This window comes from Paeniglutamicibacter sp. GQ140 (assembly GCF_059759235.1).
In genome coordinates this window covers 187,386-205,120 of record NZ_JCAXDW010000001.1, presented here as the reverse complement: position 1 = coordinate 205,120, position 17,735 = coordinate 187,386, and the positions used below count along the sequence as shown (strand labels likewise).

The following is a 17,735-nucleotide window of genomic DNA, read 5'->3' as shown; positions in this document are numbered from 1 at the left end:
GTGCGGGCCGCGGAACCGCTTTCGTGGTTGGGCGCCTAGAGCCCCTTGGCGATGATGACGTCCAGCTGGCGCGGGCCATGCACGCCCTCGACGCGCTCGAGCTCGATGTCACTCGTGGCGCTGGGCCCGGAGATCCAGGTCAGCGGGCGGGTGATGTCCATCCGCTGCATCGCCTCGGGCAGCAGGCGCACAATGCTGGAGACCGGGACCACGCACACGTGGTGGTCGGGCACCAGGGAAATCGCGCGGCGGCCCTGATCGCCGCTGCCGTCGAGCACGATGGTGCCGGACTCGGCGATGGAGACGGCCGAGGAGGTCAGCACCGCGTCGGTGCCGTCCAGCTCGGCCACGCCCAGCACGGCGCCGGGGGCATCGATGCGTCGGCGTGCATCGCCGGCCGGCGCGGCATCGGCCAACCAGGTCCCGTCGATGCCGTGCGGCACCACAAAGCTGGAGGCGTCCTTGAGGCGCTCGGCAATCGTTGCCGAAAGATCCGCGGCTTCCACGACGTCGACGTGGGCCTTGTAGTCCTCGAGGCGGTCCACCAGCAGTTCGATGAGTTCGGCCTCCGGCATGTCCGAGACGGTGCGGTACTCGCGGGGAACCGGCCCCGGTGTCGGGGCATCGCGCAGGGCGGAGGTGATGCGGGAGAGGATTTCTTCCTTGGCGCTCATTTGGTCAGCTTCTCCTGCTCATTGATGGGTGCAACCGGCTCGTGGTCCTTCTTCCACCAGTCGCGGAAGGACTGCGACGGGGGAGCGGGGATGTCGCGGGACTGTGTCCAGCCGGCCGCGATGCCCGGAAGGCGCTTGATCTTCTTGTCGCGCCCGCCAGCGAGCTTGCCCAGCGGCAGGCCCTTCTCCAGCAGCCCCAGGTGCTTGCCCGAGGAGAACGCCCAGGCCCCGCCCTTCATCATCAGGTCCATTTGGCTGGGCAGCTTCTTTTCCCCGCGCTTGGAGTCCACGTCCTCCCCGCGCAGGTGCACGAGGATCTCGGGGATGTTGATCTTCACCGGGCAGGCGTCGTAGCAGGCGCCGCAGAGCGAGGAGGCGTAGGGCAGGGTGCTGTTTTCCTCGGACTTGATGCCGGTGAGCAGCGGGGTGAGGATCGCCCCGATCGGGCCCGGGTAGGTGGAGCCGTAGGCGTGGCCGCCGGTGCGTTCGTAGACCGGGCACACGTTCATGCAAGCCGAGCAGCGGATGCAGTTCAGTGCGGTGCGCCCGTATTTGTCGGCCAGTGCCGCGGTCCGTCCGTTGTCCAACAGCACCAGGTGCACGTTCTGCGGTCCGTCGCCCTCGGTGACCCCGGTCCACAGGGAGGTGTAGGGATTCATGCGCTCGCCGGTGGAGGAACGCGGCAGCAGCTGCATGAAGACCTCGAGGTCGTCCTTGGTGGGGAGCAGCTTTTCGATGCCCATGACGGTGATCAGGGTTTCGGGCAGGGTCAGGCACATCCGGCCGTTGCCCTCGGACTCGACTACGGCCAACGTGCCGGAGTCGGCCAGCGCAAAGTTGGCCCCGGAGACGGCGACCTTGGCGGAGAGGAACTTGCGGCGCAGGTGCTCGCGGGCGGCCATGGCCAACAGTCGGGGTTCGTCGGTGAGGTTCGGGTCGACGTTCGGCATTTCGGCCAGGAAGATGTCGCGCACCTCGGTGCGGTTCTTGTGGATGGCCGGGACCAGGATGTGGCTGGGCTTGTCGTGTCCCAGCTGGACGATCAGCTCGGCCAGGTCGGTCTCGAAGGCGGAGATGCCCTGTTCCTCGAGGTACTCGTTGAGCCCGATTTCCTGGGTGGCCATGGACTTGACCTTGACGACCTCGGTGGTGTCCTGCTCGCGGATCAGGTCCGCGACGATTTGGTTTGCCTCCTGGGCGTCGCGGGCCCAGTGGATGATGCCGCCGCGGGCGGTGAAGTTCGTTTCGAACTCCTCCAGCAGTGCCGGGAGATTGGCCATGACGTGGTTCTTGGTGGCCGAACCCGCATCGCGTAGCTGTTCCCAGTCGGGAAGCTCGGCCACGACCTTCAGGCGCTTGTCGCGGATGGTGTGGGTGGCATGGCGCAGGTTGGCGCGCATCTGGGTGTTGCCCAGTTCCCGGTGTGCCGCGGCCGGGAAGGGTTCTTCGATGTGGAGGTTGCCGTCGCCGAAGACCGGGAGGGTCGGCATCCCCATGAAGACGTTGCTCATCGCACGCCCGCCTTTCCTACGAGGATTTCGCCGGTCACCGAGACCGGCTCGTCAAGGGTGCTGGCCAGGATCTCGGCAAAGTGCAGCGTCGTCGCATCCGACTTGGTGCGCGAGAGGCCGCCGCCGATGTGCATGAGGCAGGAGGCGTCGCCGCCCGCGCACAGCGAGGCGCCGGTGGACTCGATGTTCTTGGTCTTGTCCTGGAGCATGGCGGAGGAAACGTCCGCGTTCTTCAGGGAGAAGGTGCCGCCGAAGCCGCAGCACTGGTCGGCCTCGGGCAGGTCGGCGACCTGGATGCCGGCCACGGACTTGAGCAGGTCAAACTGCCGGTCGCCGAGTTTCAGCGAGCGCATGCCGTGGCAGGAGGGGTGATAGGTGACCTTGTGCGGGAAGTGCGAGCCAAGCTGTTCGGCGGCGTTGGTGACACCCAGGACGTCGACCAGAAGCTGGGACAGCTCGTAGGTCTTGGCGCCCACGGCCTCGGCCCGCGCCTTGAGCGCGGCGTCCCCGCAGCGTTCGGCCAGGACCGGGTGCTGGTGCTTGACGGAGGCGACGCAGGATCCCGACGGCGCAACGGCCACGTCGTAGCTCTCCGCCTCGAAGGCCTTCACGTGGTTGGTCACCACGGGGAGTGCCTCGTCCATGTAGCCGGAGTTGATGTGCATCTGGCCGCAGCATGCCTGCCCCGAGGGGAAGACCACCTCGTGGCCCAGTCGTTCGAGGATCTTGACCGTGGCGCGAGCGGTCTGCGGGTACATGGCGTCAACGATGCAGGTGGCGAAGAGTGCGATTTTCATTCAGTGATCCTTCCGGCGTGCTCAGCCGAGGAATTGATGTGGTCTGACCATACTAGGACGTGATCGGGCCCACGTCCACCCGGCGGGCGAAGTAAAAAAATTCTGTGACCCCACTCACCATGGAGTTGAATTTTGGGTTATGCTGGTGTGGTCGGACCATAGTGGTCCGACCACGGATGTCTACCGGCGTCCACCAAGACCCACCCCTTATCCGCGCTCCACTCCCAACGCGAAGGACGCCCAGTGGACACCTTTACACCCACCACCGATCCGCTGGCAGGAAGCATTGCGCTTTCCGCCATCATTTCCCTGCTGCCCCTGCTGACGTTCTTCGTCATGCTGGCGGTCGTCAAGGCCAAGGCGTACGTCTCGGGCCTTACCTCCCTGCTTGTTGCCATCCTGGTCGCAATCTTTGTCTTCAAGATGCCTCTGGGCATGGCCTTGATGTCGGGGGTGCTTGGCGCGGTCTTCGGGGCCTTCCCGGTGGTCTGGATCGTCATCATGGCGATCTGGCTCTACCAGGTCACCGTCGTCTCGGGCCGGTTCGAGGACCTGCGTCGCGTCTTCGACGTGATCGGCGGCGGCGATATCCGCATCCAGTCCATCCTGATCGCCTTCTGCTTCGGCGGCCTGCTTGAGGCGCTGGCAGGATTCGGCGCACCGGTGGCCATCACCGCGACAATGCTGCTGGCCCTCGGCATGGCCCCACTGCGTGCGGCCGCCGCGGTACTGGTCGCCAACACCGCCCCGGTGGCCTTCGGCGCCGTGGCCATCCCCATCACCACCGCCGCCGGCCTGACCGGATTGGACGCCAACCACATCGGCGCCGTCGTCGGCCACCAGGCACCGCTGCTGGCCATCTTCGTCCCGACCCTGCTGCTGTTCATCCTTGACGGCAAGCGCGGCGTCAAGGAAGTCTGGCCCGCGGCGCTGGTCATCGGCGGTTCCTTCGCCGTGGCCCAGTTCCTCTGTGCCACCTACTTCTCCTACGAGCTCACCGACATCGTCGCCTCGCTCGCCGGCTTGGGCGCCGCAGTGATCTTCCTGCGGTTCTGGACCCCGAAGGGCCGCGACGAGGCACGCGCCCGCGTCCTGGTGGGCGAGGCAGCGCAGGGCGCACATGCCGGCCAGGGCGGCAACGCCCGCACCGGTTCGGCCGCCGCCTACCGCGGGCACGAACAGAAGCTGGAGGCCGGCCCGACCTTCCTTGCGCTCTTCCCCTACCTGCTGGTCATCGTCGTCTTCGGCATTGCAAAGCTCTGGAAGCTGGGCGTGAACGTCCCGGGAGCGCTGGCCGCGACCGACGTCAAGATCAAGTGGCCCATGCTCTACGGCCACGTGCTTGACGGCGAAGGAAACCCGGTTTCGTCGACGATCTACAATTTCCAGTGGCTTTCCAATCCCGGCACCCTACTGCTCTTCACCGGCCTGATCGTCGCGATCGTCTATTCGCTGAACGACGCAGGCGGCAAGTACAAGATCAAGGTGTCGGATGCCGTCCTGGAAATCGGGCGCACGATCTACAACATGCGGTGGGCCGCCACCACGATCCTCTCGGTCCTGGCCCTGGCCTACGTCATGAACCTCTCGGGGCAGACGATCACCATCGGCACCTGGCTCGCGGGAACCGGCGCCTTCTTCGCGTTCCTGTCCCCGATCCTGGGCTGGATCGGCACGGCTGTCACCGGTTCCGACACCTCGGCAAACGCCCTGTTCGCGAAGCTGCAGCAGACCGCCGGCATCAACGCCGGAATCGATCCGAACCTGCTGGTCGCGGCCAACACCTCGGGCGGTGTCGTCGGCAAGCTGATTTCCCCGCAGAACCTGGCCATCGCCGCCACCGCGGTGGGCATGGAAGGCAAGGAATCGGTCATCCTGAAGAAGGTCGCCGGCTGGTCGGTGGGCATGCTTCTGGTGCTGTGCGTGCTGGTGTACCTGCAGTCCACGCCGATCCTGGGCTGGATGCTGCCGACCCCGTAAGGCGGGCCCGGCAACACCGGCCGCGACGGCCGACAAGCGGCCCTGTGCATCGGCGAGGCGTATCGCCGATCCACGGGGCCGTCGCCGGCTCCGCAACCCATTAGGCTTGAATGATTCTTTGTGTGGTCAAGGGACCAAACATGAGCAATGACCATGGGGGCAAGAAAGCAGTGAAAAGCACAGCCAGGAATTCGCCGCAGCCGGCCCGGGCCTACGAGACGGTCCTGACCACCATCGAGGCCGACCTTCGCGCGGGAAAGCTCAAGATTGGCGACCAGTTGCCCGGCGAGCGATCCTTGGCCGAGACCCACGGGATCTCCCGGGCATCGGTCAGGGACGCCATCCGCATCCTCGATGCCATGGGCATGGTGCGCACCTCCACCGGGTCCGGGCCAAACTCCGGCGCCGTCGTCATTTCCGATCCCGCGGTGGGACTGTCGGCGACGCTGCGGCTTCACGTTGCCTCGCGCCAGCTTTCCGTTGCCGACATCGTCGAATCCCGAATCCTGCTGGAAACCTGGGCCGCCGAGTCCGCCGACCTGGGCAGCGACCCCGAGCGCAGCGCCGCGGTGTTGCGGCGGACGGCCGAGCTGCTCGAGGCCATGGACGAGCCGGGCCTTGACCGCGAGGAATTCCACGACCTCGACTCCCAATTCCATGTCCTGCTCTCATCGCTTGCCGGCAACGCCGTCATCGAGGCCATGATGGAATCGCTGCGCCTGTCGATCAGCGACTACGTCAGTGAGTCCGTGGCCAGCGACGCTGCCTGGCAGAAGATCGCCAAGGTCCTTCGGGCCCAACACCACGGCATCCACCAGGCGGTTGCGGACGGTGACGGCCCGCTGGCCGCCAGGCTCCTGCGCGAGCACATCGAGTGGTTCTACACGGAATCCAGGCAGCTCTGAGCGGCGCCGGGGGCGTTTAGAGTTTGATGACCATTTTGCCGGTGTTGGCGCCGCGCATCAGGTCCAGGAACCCCTGCACCGCGTTGTCCAGGCCCTCGACGACGGTCTCGTCGAAGACGATCTTCCCCTGCGCAATCCATTCGGACATGTCGGCCATGAACGCCGGGTAGTGTTCGGCGTAGTTCCCCACGGTGAACCCCTTGAGGGTTAGCCCCCGGGTGACCATGTTGCTCATGTTTCGCGGACCCACGGGGGCCTCTGTCGAGTTGTAGACGGAGATGGCCCCGCACAAGGCGCCCCGGCCACCGGGGTTGAATGCATCCAGTGCAGCCTCCAGGTGTTCACCACCCACGTTGTCGAAATACACGTCGATGCCTTCGGGCGCCGCTTCGTGCAACTGCCCGCGGACCGGCCCGTTCTTGTAGTTGAAGGCGGCGTCGTAGCCGTACTTTTCGGTCAGCAGATCGACCTTGGCCGCGCTGCCGGCGGAGCCGATGACACGCTTGGCGCCCTTGAGGCGGGCAATCTGGCCTGCCGCGCTGCCGACGGCCCCGGCCGCGCCGGAAATGAAGACGGTGTCGCCGCCCTTGAGGCCGGCAATTTCGGTCAACCCGACATAGGCGGTGAAGGCCGTCATGCCCAAAATGCCGAGGTAGGCCGACAGCGGCAGGCCTGGAATGTCCTGGACCACGCGGAAGTTGCCTGCCGCGGCCTGGGAGCGGTCCCGCCATCCCAGTTGGTGAAGCACCGGATCGCCGACGCTAAATCCCTCGGCGCGTGATTCAACCACGCGGCCCACCGCTCCACCCGTCATGACCTCGTCGAGGGCATACGGCGCAGCGTAGGACTTGGTGTCGTTCATGCGCCCGCGCATATAGGGGTCAACGGAAATGAACTCGTTGGCCACCCGGATCTCGCCCTCGGCGAGGTCGGGCAGTTCCACCGCGACGGTGGAAAAAATCGCGTCCGTTGGCCACCCGGTGGGGCGGCTGGCGAGGTGGATCTGGGTGCTGGTGAAAGTGGACATGAAGTCGAGGCTCCTTTTCAGAGAGGAAATTTGGGGGGCTTTAGCGGGTGAAGGCAAACAGGCCAAAAATGATGGCCAGGGCCGGAGCCGTGAGCTGGAGGATGGCCGCGCGGGCAAGCTTGGGCGAGGACAAGAGCAGGACCATCCCCGCCGCCGCCATCGAGCCGGTGCCTGCAAAGATCAACGTTGCTCCGGCAGTCGTGGACGAAGCAAGCGCCAGGACCATGCCCAGAACCGTGAGAACGGCCAGGAACAAGTTGTAGAACCCCTGGTTGAAGGCCAGCGGCTTGGTCGCGCTTGCCTCGGCGTCAGTCTTGATGCCGAACGCCTTGCGGGTGGAGGGGAGGTCCCAGCGCAGCGACTCCAGCACAAATATGTACACATGGATTGCCGCGGCCAGTCCGGAGAAAATCATGGTTGTCAGCAGCATCTGGTGCGCCCCTAGATTGAACGAGTGATTGTGTAACGCTCGTTCCAATATATACTGGAATGACCGTTACACAAAACAGGGGGATCCGGGTCTCATGGCCAGAACGCAAGAATTCGATACCGGCAAGGCGCTTGGCGATGCCCGGCGCGTCTTTTGGGACAAAGGATTCGATGCCACATCGATCGCGGATCTTGAGGCCGCCACGGGACTGGGCCGTTCAAGCATCTATCACGGCTTTGGCTCCAAGCGGGGACTCTTTGATGCAGTGATCCAGGACTACATGGATACGATCCTGCGACCTCGCCTGACCCTGTTGCACAACCCGGCACACCCTGCCGAGGGCATCTCGACCTACCTGACCTCGTTGTCCGATGCCTTGGTGAAGACGGCGGACCAGACCACAAACCGAGGATGCCTATTGCTGAACACTGCGGCGGGCATCGCGGGAAACGACGAGGCGCTGAGGCTGTTGGTCGATGGGTACCAGGTCGAATTGCGGGACGGCGTTGCCGGCGCCCTGCGCGCAGCCGACCCAACGCAAACCGACGCGGTGGTTCTCGCCCGGGCCCGTATCCTAGCGGGGCTGACCATGGGCGCACTGCTCATGGCGCGCGTGAATTTGGACGAGGCACTGTCCACCCTCGAAGCGGCCGGGGAACAGGCGCGGCTGTGGCTTCCGGCGGGATCGCAAGCCCGGTAGGCCAGCTCCACGGGCCTGTTTCCGCGCGATTTCCCTTCGGGTCGAAACCCAAAGTAGGGAGCGCCGGGCCGATGTGAGCAACCTTGCCCCCGGTTCGCCGTCTCCCGCAAGGGCTTGCCCAGTAATCTGTGAGCATGTCCAAGATGGAAAACCCGGCAGCCGACAATTCGCACACGGTTCCGCGGCCGGCGTCCCGTGGATTCATGTTGCTGTCGCTACTCGCCGTGATTCTCGTCGGGCTGAACCTGCGTGCGGGCATCACCAGTGCTTCACCGCTATTCCTGGACCTGCAGGAATTCCTGGGCTATGGCCCGTTCGTCACGGCGCTGCTGCCCTCGATCCCCACCCTGGTTTTTGCCGTGGCCGGCATGGCGACGGCGTGGCTGGCCCGGCGCCTTGGCCTCTCCGGAACAATGCTGCTCGCACTGGGCGTGCTGGCCGCCGGGCTGGCGTTCAGGGCATTGCCGACCACGTGGGCATTGCTGGCCGGAACGGTGGCGGCCATGTGCGGCATCGCGCTGTGCAATGTTGCCATGCCGTCGTTTATCCGCGAGAACTTTGCCCAGAAGACCTCGATGATGACCGGTCTGTACACGATCACCATGTCGGTGGGCGCCACCGCCGCCTCGGCCCTGAGCGTCCCCCTGGCGTTGGCCGCCGGCTCGCCGACCATGGGGCTTGCCACCTGGAGCTTCCTGGCGGTAGTCGCCGTGCTGGCGTTCCTGCCGTTCATGGTCATGGCCCGCTCGGACCGCGCCGCCACGCCGTCGCCGTCGGGCGTCAGCCCGCTCTCGCTCATCCGCACCCGGCGCGGAATGGTCATCACCGGGCTCTTCACCGTCCAGGCACTCATGGCCTACGCCATGATGAGCTGGCTGCCCAGCATCCTGATCTCGCGGTCCATGTCGCCCGCCGATGCCGGGATCATCCTGGGGGCGCTGCAGGCCATGACGATCCCCGCAACCATGCTTTCCCTCTGGCTCGTCAACAAGCACGGCAAGCTGCGCGGCGCCTTCATCATGTGTTCGGTCATGGTCGCCGCAGGACTGGCTGGCCTCGTGTGGCTGCCACTTTCGCTCGCCTGGCTATGCGCGGTCGCCATGGGAATCGGGTTCTCCGTGTTCCCGCTGGTGCTGCTGGTGATCTCCCATAGCGGGGACACCTCCGAGGAAACCACCGCGATGAGCACCCTGGCCCAGTCGGTCGGGTATCTGGTGGCCACCAGCGGACCGTTCGGCATGGGCCTGTTGTACTCGCTCAGCGGCGACTGGACCCTGCCGTTGCTGCTGCTGATTCTCGTTGCCGGAATCCAGCTCTGGCTCGGTGTCGTGGCCAGCGGCTATCGCCGGGGAACCCCGCAACGCGTGCAGTAGGTTCCCCGGCCGACGGGACCGGTTACGCCTTGGAGGCTAGCTCGTCTTCGACATCCTGCGGCGCGGCCAGGTCCATTTCGAGCAATGGCACCACCTTGGACTTGGTGACAAGACGGTGGACGAGCCACAGTCCCAGGAAGATCGGCAGGCCGATGTAGGAGGAGAGCACCTCCATGCCGCGCCCCGCCACCACCGCCTCGTAGTTCTGCCCGGCGATCACCAGGATCAACACGGCGAATGCCAGCAGCGGCCCGATGGGGAAGAACGACGCCCGGTAGGGCAGGTCGCTGACCTTGTTGCCCTGGGCCAGGAAGCCGCGCCTGAACCGGTAGTGCGAAATTGCGATGCCCGCCCACACGATGAATCCGCACAGGCCCGAAACATTCAGGAGCCAAGCGTAGGCGGCACCCTGGCCGACGATCGCGGACAGGAACCCAAAGAGTCCAACCGCGGCGGTGGCCAGCAGCGCCGGAATGGGCACGCCGCGCGAGTTGGTGCGGCCAAAGACCTTGGGGGCCTTGCCGTCATGGGCCATGGAGTAAAGCATGCGGGTCGAGGCATACAGCCCGGAGTTGCCCGCCGACAGGATCGCGGTGAGGATGACCGCGTTCATGAGCGACGCTGCAAAGGCGATGCCCGCACGCTCAAAGACCATGGTGAACGGGGAGGCTGCGACGTCGGCCTCGCCGGATGCCAGCAGGCTCGGATCGGCGAAGGGGATCAGGCAACCGATGATGAAAATGGCGCCAATATAGAAAATCATGATCCGCCAAAAGACGTTGCGGATTGCCCGGGGCACCTCGCGCCGGGGATTCCTTGCCTCACCGGCGGCCACGCCGACCAGTTCGGTGCCCTGGAAGGAGAAGCCGGCGATCATGAAGACTGAAATGATCGATACCCATCCACCGTGGAAGACGTCCTCGCGGTTTTGCCAGTTGCTGAGCCCGGGGGAGCTGTCACCAAGAATGCCGACGATCATCAGGACACCGGCGATCAGGAACAGCACCACGGCGGACACCTTGATCAGCGAAAGCCAGAATTCGCTTTCGCCAAATGACCTGGCCGAGAGCGCATTGAGCCCCGTCAACACGACGAGGAAGATCCCGGCCCAGATCCAGCCGGGGACGCCCGGCAGCCAGAAGTCCATGATGATCCCGGCGGCGACCAGCTCCGCGGCCACGGTGATGGCCCAGTTGAACCAGTAGTTCCAGCCGATCGCGAACCCGAAGGAAGGAGAGACGAAGCGCGTGGCGAAGGTTTGGAAGGAACCGGCGACGGGGATCTTGGCCGCCATCTCGCCCAGGGACTGCATCAGCAGGAACACCATCAGGCCAACCAGGGCGTAGGCAACCAGTGCGCCGCCGGGGCCGGCCTGTGAAATCGTGCCGCCCGAGGCGACGAAGAGTCCCGTGCCGATCGCGCCACCGATGGCGATCATCTGCAGGTGCCGGCTGCTCAGCCCGCGCTTGAGTTCGTTGTGATGGCTGGCAGGACCGGTGCCGGACGTGTTCGCGGTTTCCCGCGGTGCCGCCGCTTCGGGTTCGAGTGCTACAGAAATTCTGCTCATGGGTGTCATGCAACACCACCAAGGGGCCTTGATGCGAGCTGGCTCACATTCGCCGGGCGGCGCCCCGAACGTCCCTGGCACGGGGTCGACGCTGCGGCGCCCCCGCGTTCGGGTGCAGGGTGGACCCGACGCGGCGCTTCCAGGGGCGGCTCACCGTACCCCAGGTCGTTCCGTGCTCCGAATTCGCCGTCGTGAGCCGTAGGGAATTGAATGTGTGACCTTACCCTTGCGTGTCCCAAGACACAGCGTTTCTGATGCACGGATTGCTTCCCGGTTGATGAGCTGGCTGGATCAAGACCCTGCCGCGGTCGTTGGTCCGGGGTCTGGTGGACCCCCGGGCGTCGGATCTGGCCCCGGCTTGAAGGCCCCGGTTCCCAGAACAACACAGCTTATTATGACGTGAAAATGTCACAAAGAATGAATCCTGGCCCGCGGGGAAGCTGCATCGTCTGGCCGCGGCAACGATACCCCGCGATCGGACCCGGACGACCCGGGGACAGGGAAAGCGGGTTCGGTCCTCTCTCGTGGCTCGTTGTTCCAGGGGCTCGCATGACGTGCGGATTGCGGATGCTTGATCGCAAGCTGCGACAGCGAACTTCCGCCTTGGGGGCGGAAGCTCGCTGTCGCCGTGCCGACTACTGCGCTATTTGGGCCCGGCCCAAGGGGGCCGGATCCACCAACGGGTGGGCCTGGAAATAGCCGATGCAGGCCACCAGGTCGATTTGGCCGGAATCCGCCACGTTGCTTCCCTGGGCAAAAGTGGAGAAGTTGTCTCCGCCCGCGGCCAGGAACGAGTTGGTGACGATGCGGAAAACCTGGTCGTTGGCGACCGGCTCTCCCTGGTAGGTCATCGACAGGATGTGCTGGCCCCGGGCGGCGTTGGGGTCATAGGCATAGCCGAAGCCGTCGGAAATCCCCAGGTGCAGCTTGGGCCGGCTGGACCCTTCGGGCTGCCACTGTTCCTCGAGCACCGCCTTGATCTGGGCGCCGGTGAGGTCCATCGTGAACAGCGTGTTGCCGAAGGGCTGGACCGACGCGGCGTCCTTGTAAGTGACCGTTCCGTCGGCCCCATAGATGAGGTCGGCGCGCAGCCCGCCGGGATTCATGAAGGCGATCTGGGCGGGAATGCCGCCGAAAGAGTCGTTGGAAGTGGCCCACAGGTGCATGTCGGCCACCAGGTTGCCCAACGAGGATTCGACGCCCCGGTCCGAGCCCGCGGTTCCGCCGCGCGTGACGCTCGCGCTGATCGCCCCGATCTTCTGGGCGCCGATGACCTCCGCCTGGGCGGTCGCGGCCGCGACGATCTCGGCGACCTTTGGCACCGCCTCGAAGCGCGGGATGACCTGTCCGTTCTCGGCGATGGTGGTCAGCGAGACCAGTCCCGCGTCGAGTCCCACGACCTGTTTTTGCTGCTTCGACACCGTGATCTGCAGGTTGTCCAGGGTGGTGCCGTATTGGTGCGCCTGCAGCACGGGGCGCTGCAGCCCCTTGGCCCAGCCGTCCACCGGGTAGGAACAGGAGTAGCCCCCGTGGGTGTGGCCGGAGAAGATGGCGTCGATTTCCGGCGACGCGCCGCGAACCAGCTCCCCGTAGGAGGTTTCCTCGGAGCCGATGGCGGCGCAATCGGTACTCGCCGACCCCTCGTGGGTCAACAGCACCAGCACATCGGCCTCGCCGTTGGAGCGCTTTCCGTCGCTCAATTGCGCGGCCACCCGGTTGGCGGCCTCCAGCTGGTTGCCGAAGTCGAGTCCGGCGACGCCCGCGGGGGTCACGAGGGTGCCCGTCTGGTCGGTGACGGTGCCAATGATGCCCACGGTGACACCGTTGAGGGTCCGCAGCGCGTATTCCTTCAGGGCCGGCTTCTTGGTCCCTTTTTCATAGACGTTGGCGCCCAGCGCGTAGTCGGCGCCCGCGGCGGAATCCCCGGCGCCGTAGCGCGGGATCACGCGTTCAACCAGGTCGGTGAAGCCCTGGTCGAATTCGTGGTTTCCCACCGCGGAGACGTCCAGGCCGGCGGCGACCAGCGCGTCGATGGTGGGGTTGTCCTGCTGTGAGAACGAGGTAAACGTGGAGGCGCCGATGTTGTCCCCGGCCGAGACGAAGAGCGTGTTGCGGTTCCTGCTCTTGTAGTCCTTGACGGCACCTGCCAGCACCGCGGCCCCGGCCTCGGCACCGTTGGCCTCGATGCGGCCGTGGAAGTCGTTGATGCCCACCAGCCCAATGGTCGTGGTGGGCGTGTTCTCCTCCTTGTTGGCCTGGCCCTGCGAATTCGGGTCGGCGGGCCGGGCCTGCGCGGGGGCGGCGACGGCAGCGGATGCAAGGAGCGTGAATGCTGCGGCGGCGGCCAATGCATGGCGCCGCAAGGGATGTTTCTCGGACACGTTGGTTCTTCTCCCTCATGAAAGGTGACGAGTTGATGTGGTCCCATCCCTGTGAACCGGTGGGGACACATGCGGCTGATCCTACCCAGCGCCACGGCAGAGTCCAAGGGTTGTTGGGGCGCCGGCATCCCGCGGGCGCAAGCGGGGCAGCCTGGCCCGCGGCATGCCTGTGGCACCATGGGTCCATGGCCAGTCGCGATGCAGAAAAGGCCTCCGGCCTGGAACCCTTCGAGAAGCTCCACAATGACGGCAGCTTGTGGGCGCGCGGGTTCACCCTGGGCGGGGAGATCCACGGGGACTGGGAATGGTTCAGGATCGACGGCACGATCATGCGCTCCGGTCGCCTGGACCGCGGGCGGCAGGTGGGAACCTGGACCACCTATGACAAATCCGGGATCCCGTACAAGGACACCGACTACGGCGAGTAAATGTTGGCGGGCGGCCGTTCCGCGGGCCCCGATCTTGCGGATGCCGTTGCCGGGCACCTGCTCCACTGCGACACCAACCATCCAATCTAGATGAGAAATGTTCTCAATAGCAGGGCTAGCGTTACGCGCCTTGGTCATTGTTGTGAATGATTCTCATTTAATTTACGGTGATTCCCATGTCACACGAAAAATCACTCACCAAGCGCCATGGCCAAGCCGACGCCACCCGCCGGTTGCGCATGGGCGCCGGAGCCCTGGGGCTCATGGCCGCCGGAGCCCTGCTGGCGGGCTGCGCCGCCAGCGCGCCAGGCCAGGCCGCACCGATCTCGGGAGCTCAGGCGGCGAGCCCGAGCGCGAAGATCGCCGAGGCCGGATCCGCCACTCCGCGGCTCGTGCTCACCTATGACGGGGGACTGCTGGTGGCGGACGCGCGTGACGGCGCAGTCCTCTCGAACCACAAGCTTGCGGGCTTCAACCGCGTCAACCCAGCGGGCGATGGCCGCCGGGTGCTCGTCTCCACCGCCGGGGGATTCCAGGTCCTGGACTCCGGTGTCTGGTCCGAAAAGCATGGTGAACATGCCCATCACTACACCTCAGATCCCTCGCTGACCGAGCTGGTGTTCCCGGCCGCCAAGCCCGGGCACGCAGTGGTCCACGCCGGGCACACCGCCCTCTTCGACGACGCCACCGGCAAAATCAACATCTTCGAATCCACCCAGCTGGACAACAGGGCCCTGCCCCGCACCGAGGACGTGGCACTGCCCGAAGCGCACCACGGGGTGGCCGTGCGGCTCGCGGACGGGACCCTGCTGGTCACCGACGGCAATGCCGAGGCCGTCAACGCGGTGAAGCTGCTCTCCGCGCCGGATGCCGAGCACCGGCGAACCACCGTGGCCGAATCCCGGCAGTGCCCCGGCGTCCACGGCGAGGCGGTCGCCAAGGACGAGGCCATGGTGGTCGGCTGCGAGGACGGCATCCTGGTCATCAAGGACAAGAAGATCGCCAAGCTCGAGGCGCCTGATGCTTACGGACGGATCGGAAACCAGGCAGGATCCGAGGTCTCGTCCGTGGTGCTCGGGGACTATAAGAAGGACAAGGACGCCGAGCTCGAACGCCCGCAAACCTTTTCGTTGACGGATACCGCGACCAACACCCTCAAGCTCATCGACATCAACTACAGCTATTCGTTCCGCTCCCTGGCCCGCAGTGCCGGAGGGGACGCGCTGCTGCTGGGAACCGACGGCAAGCTGCATGTCTACGACGTGAAGAACGGGAAGGAAAAGAAGGCCATTGCCGTGGTCGGCGCATGGGAAGAACCGATCGATTGGCAGCAGCCGCGCCCGACTGTGCACGTCTCCGGGGGTACCGCCTATGTCACCGAACCGGCCACCAAGGAGTTGCACTTCGTGGACCTGAAGACCGGCAAGGTCTCACGGAGCGTGACCCTGCCGGAAGTTCCCAACGAGATCACCTCGATCAAGGGATAGCGGGAACCCGCGCCCCAAGGGAAACAAAAAAATCGTGGGTCGGTGCCGTTCCCCTCGAACGGCACCGACCCACGATCGGTTCATGGTGGCGCTAGCCGGCGGTAACCAGCTCGACGCTGACAGGGGTCGGGTTGCTGAAGATGTCCAGCACCGGGCAGCGTGCATCGACGGTTGCCTGCAGCTCCTCGTAGCGCTCGCGCGTCTCCGGGCCATCGATCTTGACCGTCAGGCGCACCTCGCCGAAGCCCGGGCGGATGGTTTCCTCGATGCCGAAGAGACCGCGGACATCCAGGTCGGCCTCCGCGCTGATTTCCAGTGAGTCGATCTTGAGACCCAGCTGGTGTGCGTACAGGCGGTAGACCACGACCTGGCAGGAAATGAGGGCGCCGAGGGCAAATTCCACCGGGCTGGCCGCCACGTCGTCCCCGGCCAGTGCCTCCGGTTCGTCGACGATGAAGCGGTGCTTTCCCGCGGTGATTTCGCTGGACACCGAACCGGTGGACACTCCGCTGGCCTTGAAGGTCAGCGCCGCGCTGGCCGTGTTGGCGGCAATGCGCTCGCCCCAGGCGGTGCCTGCCGCGGTGAGCTTTTCTGCGCGAATCTCATCAAGGGTGCTGTCGATCAGGGTTTCGGACATGGAAGTTCGATCCTTTCGTGGTTGGCGCATGCCTTGCACAACGCCATACTTACGCCGATCCGGTTGGGTGGCGTCGAATCTTCACCTGGCGCACCCCGCTATGACGAAGAGGGTTGCGGTCCAATCGACCAGGGCCGTGAATGATTGGAGCTCGTGATTCTGTCTACGAGTGTTGCCGATTCCGTGGCGCCCGCGCAAAGCGCAGCCTTAACAAATCTTCACGATGAAACGCTCTTTCGTCGAACAAGTGCCCGTTCTTTTGCCGATTCGGGCCAATGCGGCGAATGGATCAAGGCGTTGGAGGCAGCATGGCGAAGAAACCACGCCGCGTGCCGGGGCCGATTTCACTGCCGGGAAACGCCATGGGAGCCCGTGCTATCCGGCAATCGGCCGGGTTCGGAACGGGCGGTCGTCCCGGGGGCGAACAGGCGACATGGATGCGCCCAGACTCGCCGACGCCGTCGGCCCCGACCCTTCCAGGTGGAGGGCCGGGGCCGGGGAACGGTTTCGCGCCAGTCAGCTTTCGCGTGCCGGGGCGTCGTTGGCGTTGAGCTTGGAGAGCAGGTCGGCGAAGCGCTTGATTTCCTCGGGGTCCCAGGAAACGAGCCGGTTCCTCAGCAATTGGCGCGACGCCGCGCTGGAGGCAAGATAGCCCGCACGCGCGGGTTCGGTGATGCTGACCAGCATGGCCCTGCCGTCGCGCGGATCCGGAACGCGGGTGACCAGGTCCTTGGCCTCGAGCCATTTGATCATCCGGCTCATGGTCGCCTTGTCCACCTGGAGTTCCTCGGCAAGGATGATCTGCTGCTGGGCGTGCTCGCGCGCCAGGATGGAGAGCACCTTGTAGCCCAGCGGCTGAAGTTCAGGATGGATCGCGGCGGCGCGCTTGCGGATGGCCTGGCGCGCCTTGACGACCATGATTGAAAACTCTTTTTCCACGTCCTCGATCAATGGATCAAGGGTTTCGTGATCAGTTGCCGATCCCGGGTCGGGTCGGGATTCGGAGAACGGTGAAGTCATGGGAATCATTTTAGTGGCGATCCGCCGATTCGAATCCTTCGCGACGGCGCGTTTGCCATTTCCGCGCGCCGGCGTTTTGCCTGCGTGGCGCCGCGCCGGCCCGGGCCTGTCCGCGGTGTTGACCTCGGCTGTTGCCCACGAACCCGATGCGGCAGTTCCCGCCGGGTTGGACCCCCAGCGAATTCACGGCAAACTATCGGTCCGAAGGCTTCACGGATCCGGTTGCGGCGGGCACAATTGCTAATTGTTGAACACCGCCAAACGATGGAGAACACCATGGGCACGATTCTCAACCCCTACATCAGCTTCCGCGATACGGCGCGTCCCGCGCTCGAGTTCTACCAGTCGGTATTTGGCGGTGAACTGGATTTGCGCCCCTTCGCGGACTACGACTTCGCCAAGACCGGCAATCCGGAGGATGACAACAAGATCATGCACGGTCACCTGCGTGCACCCAACGGCCTGAACCTGATGGCGGCCGACACCCCTGCCTCCATGGAGTGGAAGGGCGGCACCGCCATCTCCGTCACGCTCAGCGGCGACGACAAGGACGAAATGACCGCGTATTGGAAGAAGCTCAGCGAGGGTGCCACGATCGGCGAGGAGCTGGCCGAGGCCCCGTGGGGAGACTCGTTCGGCATGCTCACGGACAAGTTCGGGGTTGACTGGATGGTCAACATTGCCGGGCCCGGGAACGCGGGGCAGTAAACGCCCGTTCCGCAGGCGAGGGGGCCAACGTCACCAAGCCAGCATGAAAAATGCGTGGGTTAGACCCTGGGCGGTCCAACCCACGCATTTTTGCGTCGATGGCGTGAGGG

At 65.2% G+C, this 17,735-nt stretch carries 16 protein-coding genes and 1 riboswitch; of the genes, 7 read left to right on the top strand and 9 right to left on the bottom strand.

The features are described from left to right. Positions 1 to 35 precede the first annotated feature (35 nt). The 3 genes from AC6CHY_RS00930 to AC6CHY_RS00920 are packed head-to-tail and all read right to left on the bottom strand — an operon-like array spanning position 36 to position 2,982. Positions 36 to 674 carry a LutC/YkgG family protein gene (locus tag AC6CHY_RS00930; protein WP_217387451.1) on the bottom strand — a complete coding sequence of 213 codons (639 nt, stop codon included), beginning with the start codon at positions 672 to 674 and terminating at the stop codon, positions 36 to 38. Continuing rightward, positions 671 to 2,185 (bottom strand): LutB/LldF family L-lactate oxidation iron-sulfur protein, encoded by a 1,515-nt coding sequence (locus tag AC6CHY_RS00925; protein ID WP_217387452.1) that lies wholly within the window; start codon positions 2,183 to 2,185, stop codon positions 671 to 673. Before AC6CHY_RS00925 ends, AC6CHY_RS00930 begins: the two co-directional genes overlap by 4 nt. Further along, positions 2,182 to 2,982: a (Fe-S)-binding protein gene (locus tag AC6CHY_RS00920; RefSeq protein ID WP_498225127.1), complete on the bottom strand. Its 801-nt coding sequence runs from the start codon at positions 2,980 to 2,982 to the stop codon at positions 2,182 to 2,184. Before AC6CHY_RS00920 ends, AC6CHY_RS00925 begins: the two co-directional genes overlap by 4 nt. A gap of 243 nt (positions 2,983 to 3,225) precedes the next feature. On the opposite strand from AC6CHY_RS00920, the gene AC6CHY_RS00915 reads away from it, so the two are divergent. Together AC6CHY_RS00915 and AC6CHY_RS00910 are read left to right on the top strand one after the other, a co-directional pair. Continuing rightward, entirely contained in the window at positions 3,226 to 4,962 is a 1,737-nt protein-coding gene (locus AC6CHY_RS00915; RefSeq protein WP_217387454.1) for an L-lactate permease, read from the top strand. A 140-nt stretch (positions 4,963 to 5,102) separates the two neighbouring features. Continuing rightward, on the top strand, positions 5,103 to 5,867 hold the full coding sequence (locus AC6CHY_RS00910) for a FadR/GntR family transcriptional regulator (RefSeq protein WP_217387455.1): 765 nt from the start codon (positions 5,103 to 5,105) through the stop codon (positions 5,865 to 5,867). 16 nt (positions 5,868 to 5,883) lie between these two features. Here the strand turns inward: AC6CHY_RS00910 and AC6CHY_RS00905 are convergent, their stop codons facing one another. After that, the gene (locus AC6CHY_RS00905) at positions 5,884 to 6,894 is read right to left on the bottom strand and encodes an NADP-dependent oxidoreductase (RefSeq protein WP_498225126.1); all 1,011 of its coding nucleotides are present in this window, start codon (positions 6,892 to 6,894) and stop codon (positions 5,884 to 5,886) included. A gap of 40 nt (positions 6,895 to 6,934) precedes the next feature. Next, positions 6,935 to 7,324, bottom strand: a complete 390-nt coding sequence (locus AC6CHY_RS00900; RefSeq protein WP_217387457.1) for a DUF1304 domain-containing protein — start codon at positions 7,322 to 7,324, stop codon at positions 6,935 to 6,937. A gap of 94 nt (positions 7,325 to 7,418) precedes the next feature. Here AC6CHY_RS00900 and AC6CHY_RS00895 point away from each other — a divergent pair, with 94 nt between their 5' ends. Both AC6CHY_RS00895 and AC6CHY_RS00890 read left to right on the top strand, forming a co-directional pair. Beyond that, positions 7,419 to 8,024 (top strand): TetR/AcrR family transcriptional regulator, encoded by a 606-nt coding sequence (locus tag AC6CHY_RS00895; protein WP_498225125.1) that lies wholly within the window; start codon positions 7,419 to 7,421, stop codon positions 8,022 to 8,024. 134 nt (positions 8,025 to 8,158) lie between these two features. Next, positions 8,159 to 9,397 (top strand): MFS transporter, encoded by a 1,239-nt coding sequence (locus tag AC6CHY_RS00890; RefSeq protein WP_498225124.1) that lies wholly within the window; start codon positions 8,159 to 8,161, stop codon positions 9,395 to 9,397. A 22-nt stretch (positions 9,398 to 9,419) separates the two neighbouring features. On the opposite strand, the gene AC6CHY_RS00885 is transcribed toward AC6CHY_RS00890, so the two are convergent. Next, complete coding sequence (locus tag AC6CHY_RS00885; protein WP_498225123.1) at positions 9,420 to 10,964, bottom strand: amino acid permease; 1,545 nt, start codon at positions 10,962 to 10,964, stop codon at positions 9,420 to 9,422. Between the two features lie 635 nt (positions 10,965 to 11,599). Beyond that, the gene (locus AC6CHY_RS00880; protein WP_498225122.1) at positions 11,600 to 13,345 is read right to left on the bottom strand and encodes a bifunctional metallophosphatase/5'-nucleotidase; all 1,746 of its coding nucleotides are present in this window, start codon (positions 13,343 to 13,345) and stop codon (positions 11,600 to 11,602) included. 185 nt (positions 13,346 to 13,530) lie between these two features. Between AC6CHY_RS00880 and AC6CHY_RS00875 the strand changes: the two genes are divergently transcribed. Continuing rightward, on the top strand, positions 13,531 to 13,773 hold the full coding sequence (locus AC6CHY_RS00875) for a toxin-antitoxin system YwqK family antitoxin (protein WP_254455754.1): 243 nt from the start codon (positions 13,531 to 13,533) through the stop codon (positions 13,771 to 13,773). A gap of 176 nt (positions 13,774 to 13,949) precedes the next feature. Next, a complete protein-coding gene (gene aztD, locus AC6CHY_RS00870; RefSeq protein WP_498225121.1) occupies positions 13,950 to 15,260 on the top strand; it encodes a zinc metallochaperone AztD in 1,311 nt (436 codons plus the stop codon). Between the two features lie 91 nt (positions 15,261 to 15,351). Here aztD and AC6CHY_RS00865 read toward each other — a convergent pair whose 3' ends face one another. Both AC6CHY_RS00865 and AC6CHY_RS00860 read right to left on the bottom strand, forming a co-directional pair. Further along, the gene (locus AC6CHY_RS00865) at positions 15,352 to 15,897 is read right to left on the bottom strand and encodes an OsmC family protein (protein ID WP_217387461.1); all 546 of its coding nucleotides are present in this window, start codon (positions 15,895 to 15,897) and stop codon (positions 15,352 to 15,354) included. 40 nt (positions 15,898 to 15,937) lie between these two features. Next, positions 15,938 to 16,056: riboswitch (SAM riboswitch) on the bottom strand. 357 nt (positions 16,057 to 16,413) lie between these two features. Next, a complete protein-coding gene (locus AC6CHY_RS00860) occupies positions 16,414 to 16,917 on the bottom strand; it encodes a MarR family winged helix-turn-helix transcriptional regulator (RefSeq protein WP_217387462.1) in 504 nt (167 codons plus the stop codon). A gap of 276 nt (positions 16,918 to 17,193) precedes the next feature. Between AC6CHY_RS00860 and AC6CHY_RS00855 the strand changes: the two genes are divergently transcribed. Beyond that, entirely contained in the window at positions 17,194 to 17,625 is a 432-nt protein-coding gene (locus AC6CHY_RS00855; RefSeq protein ID WP_217387463.1) for a VOC family protein, read from the top strand. Positions 17,626 to 17,735 lie beyond the last annotated feature (110 nt).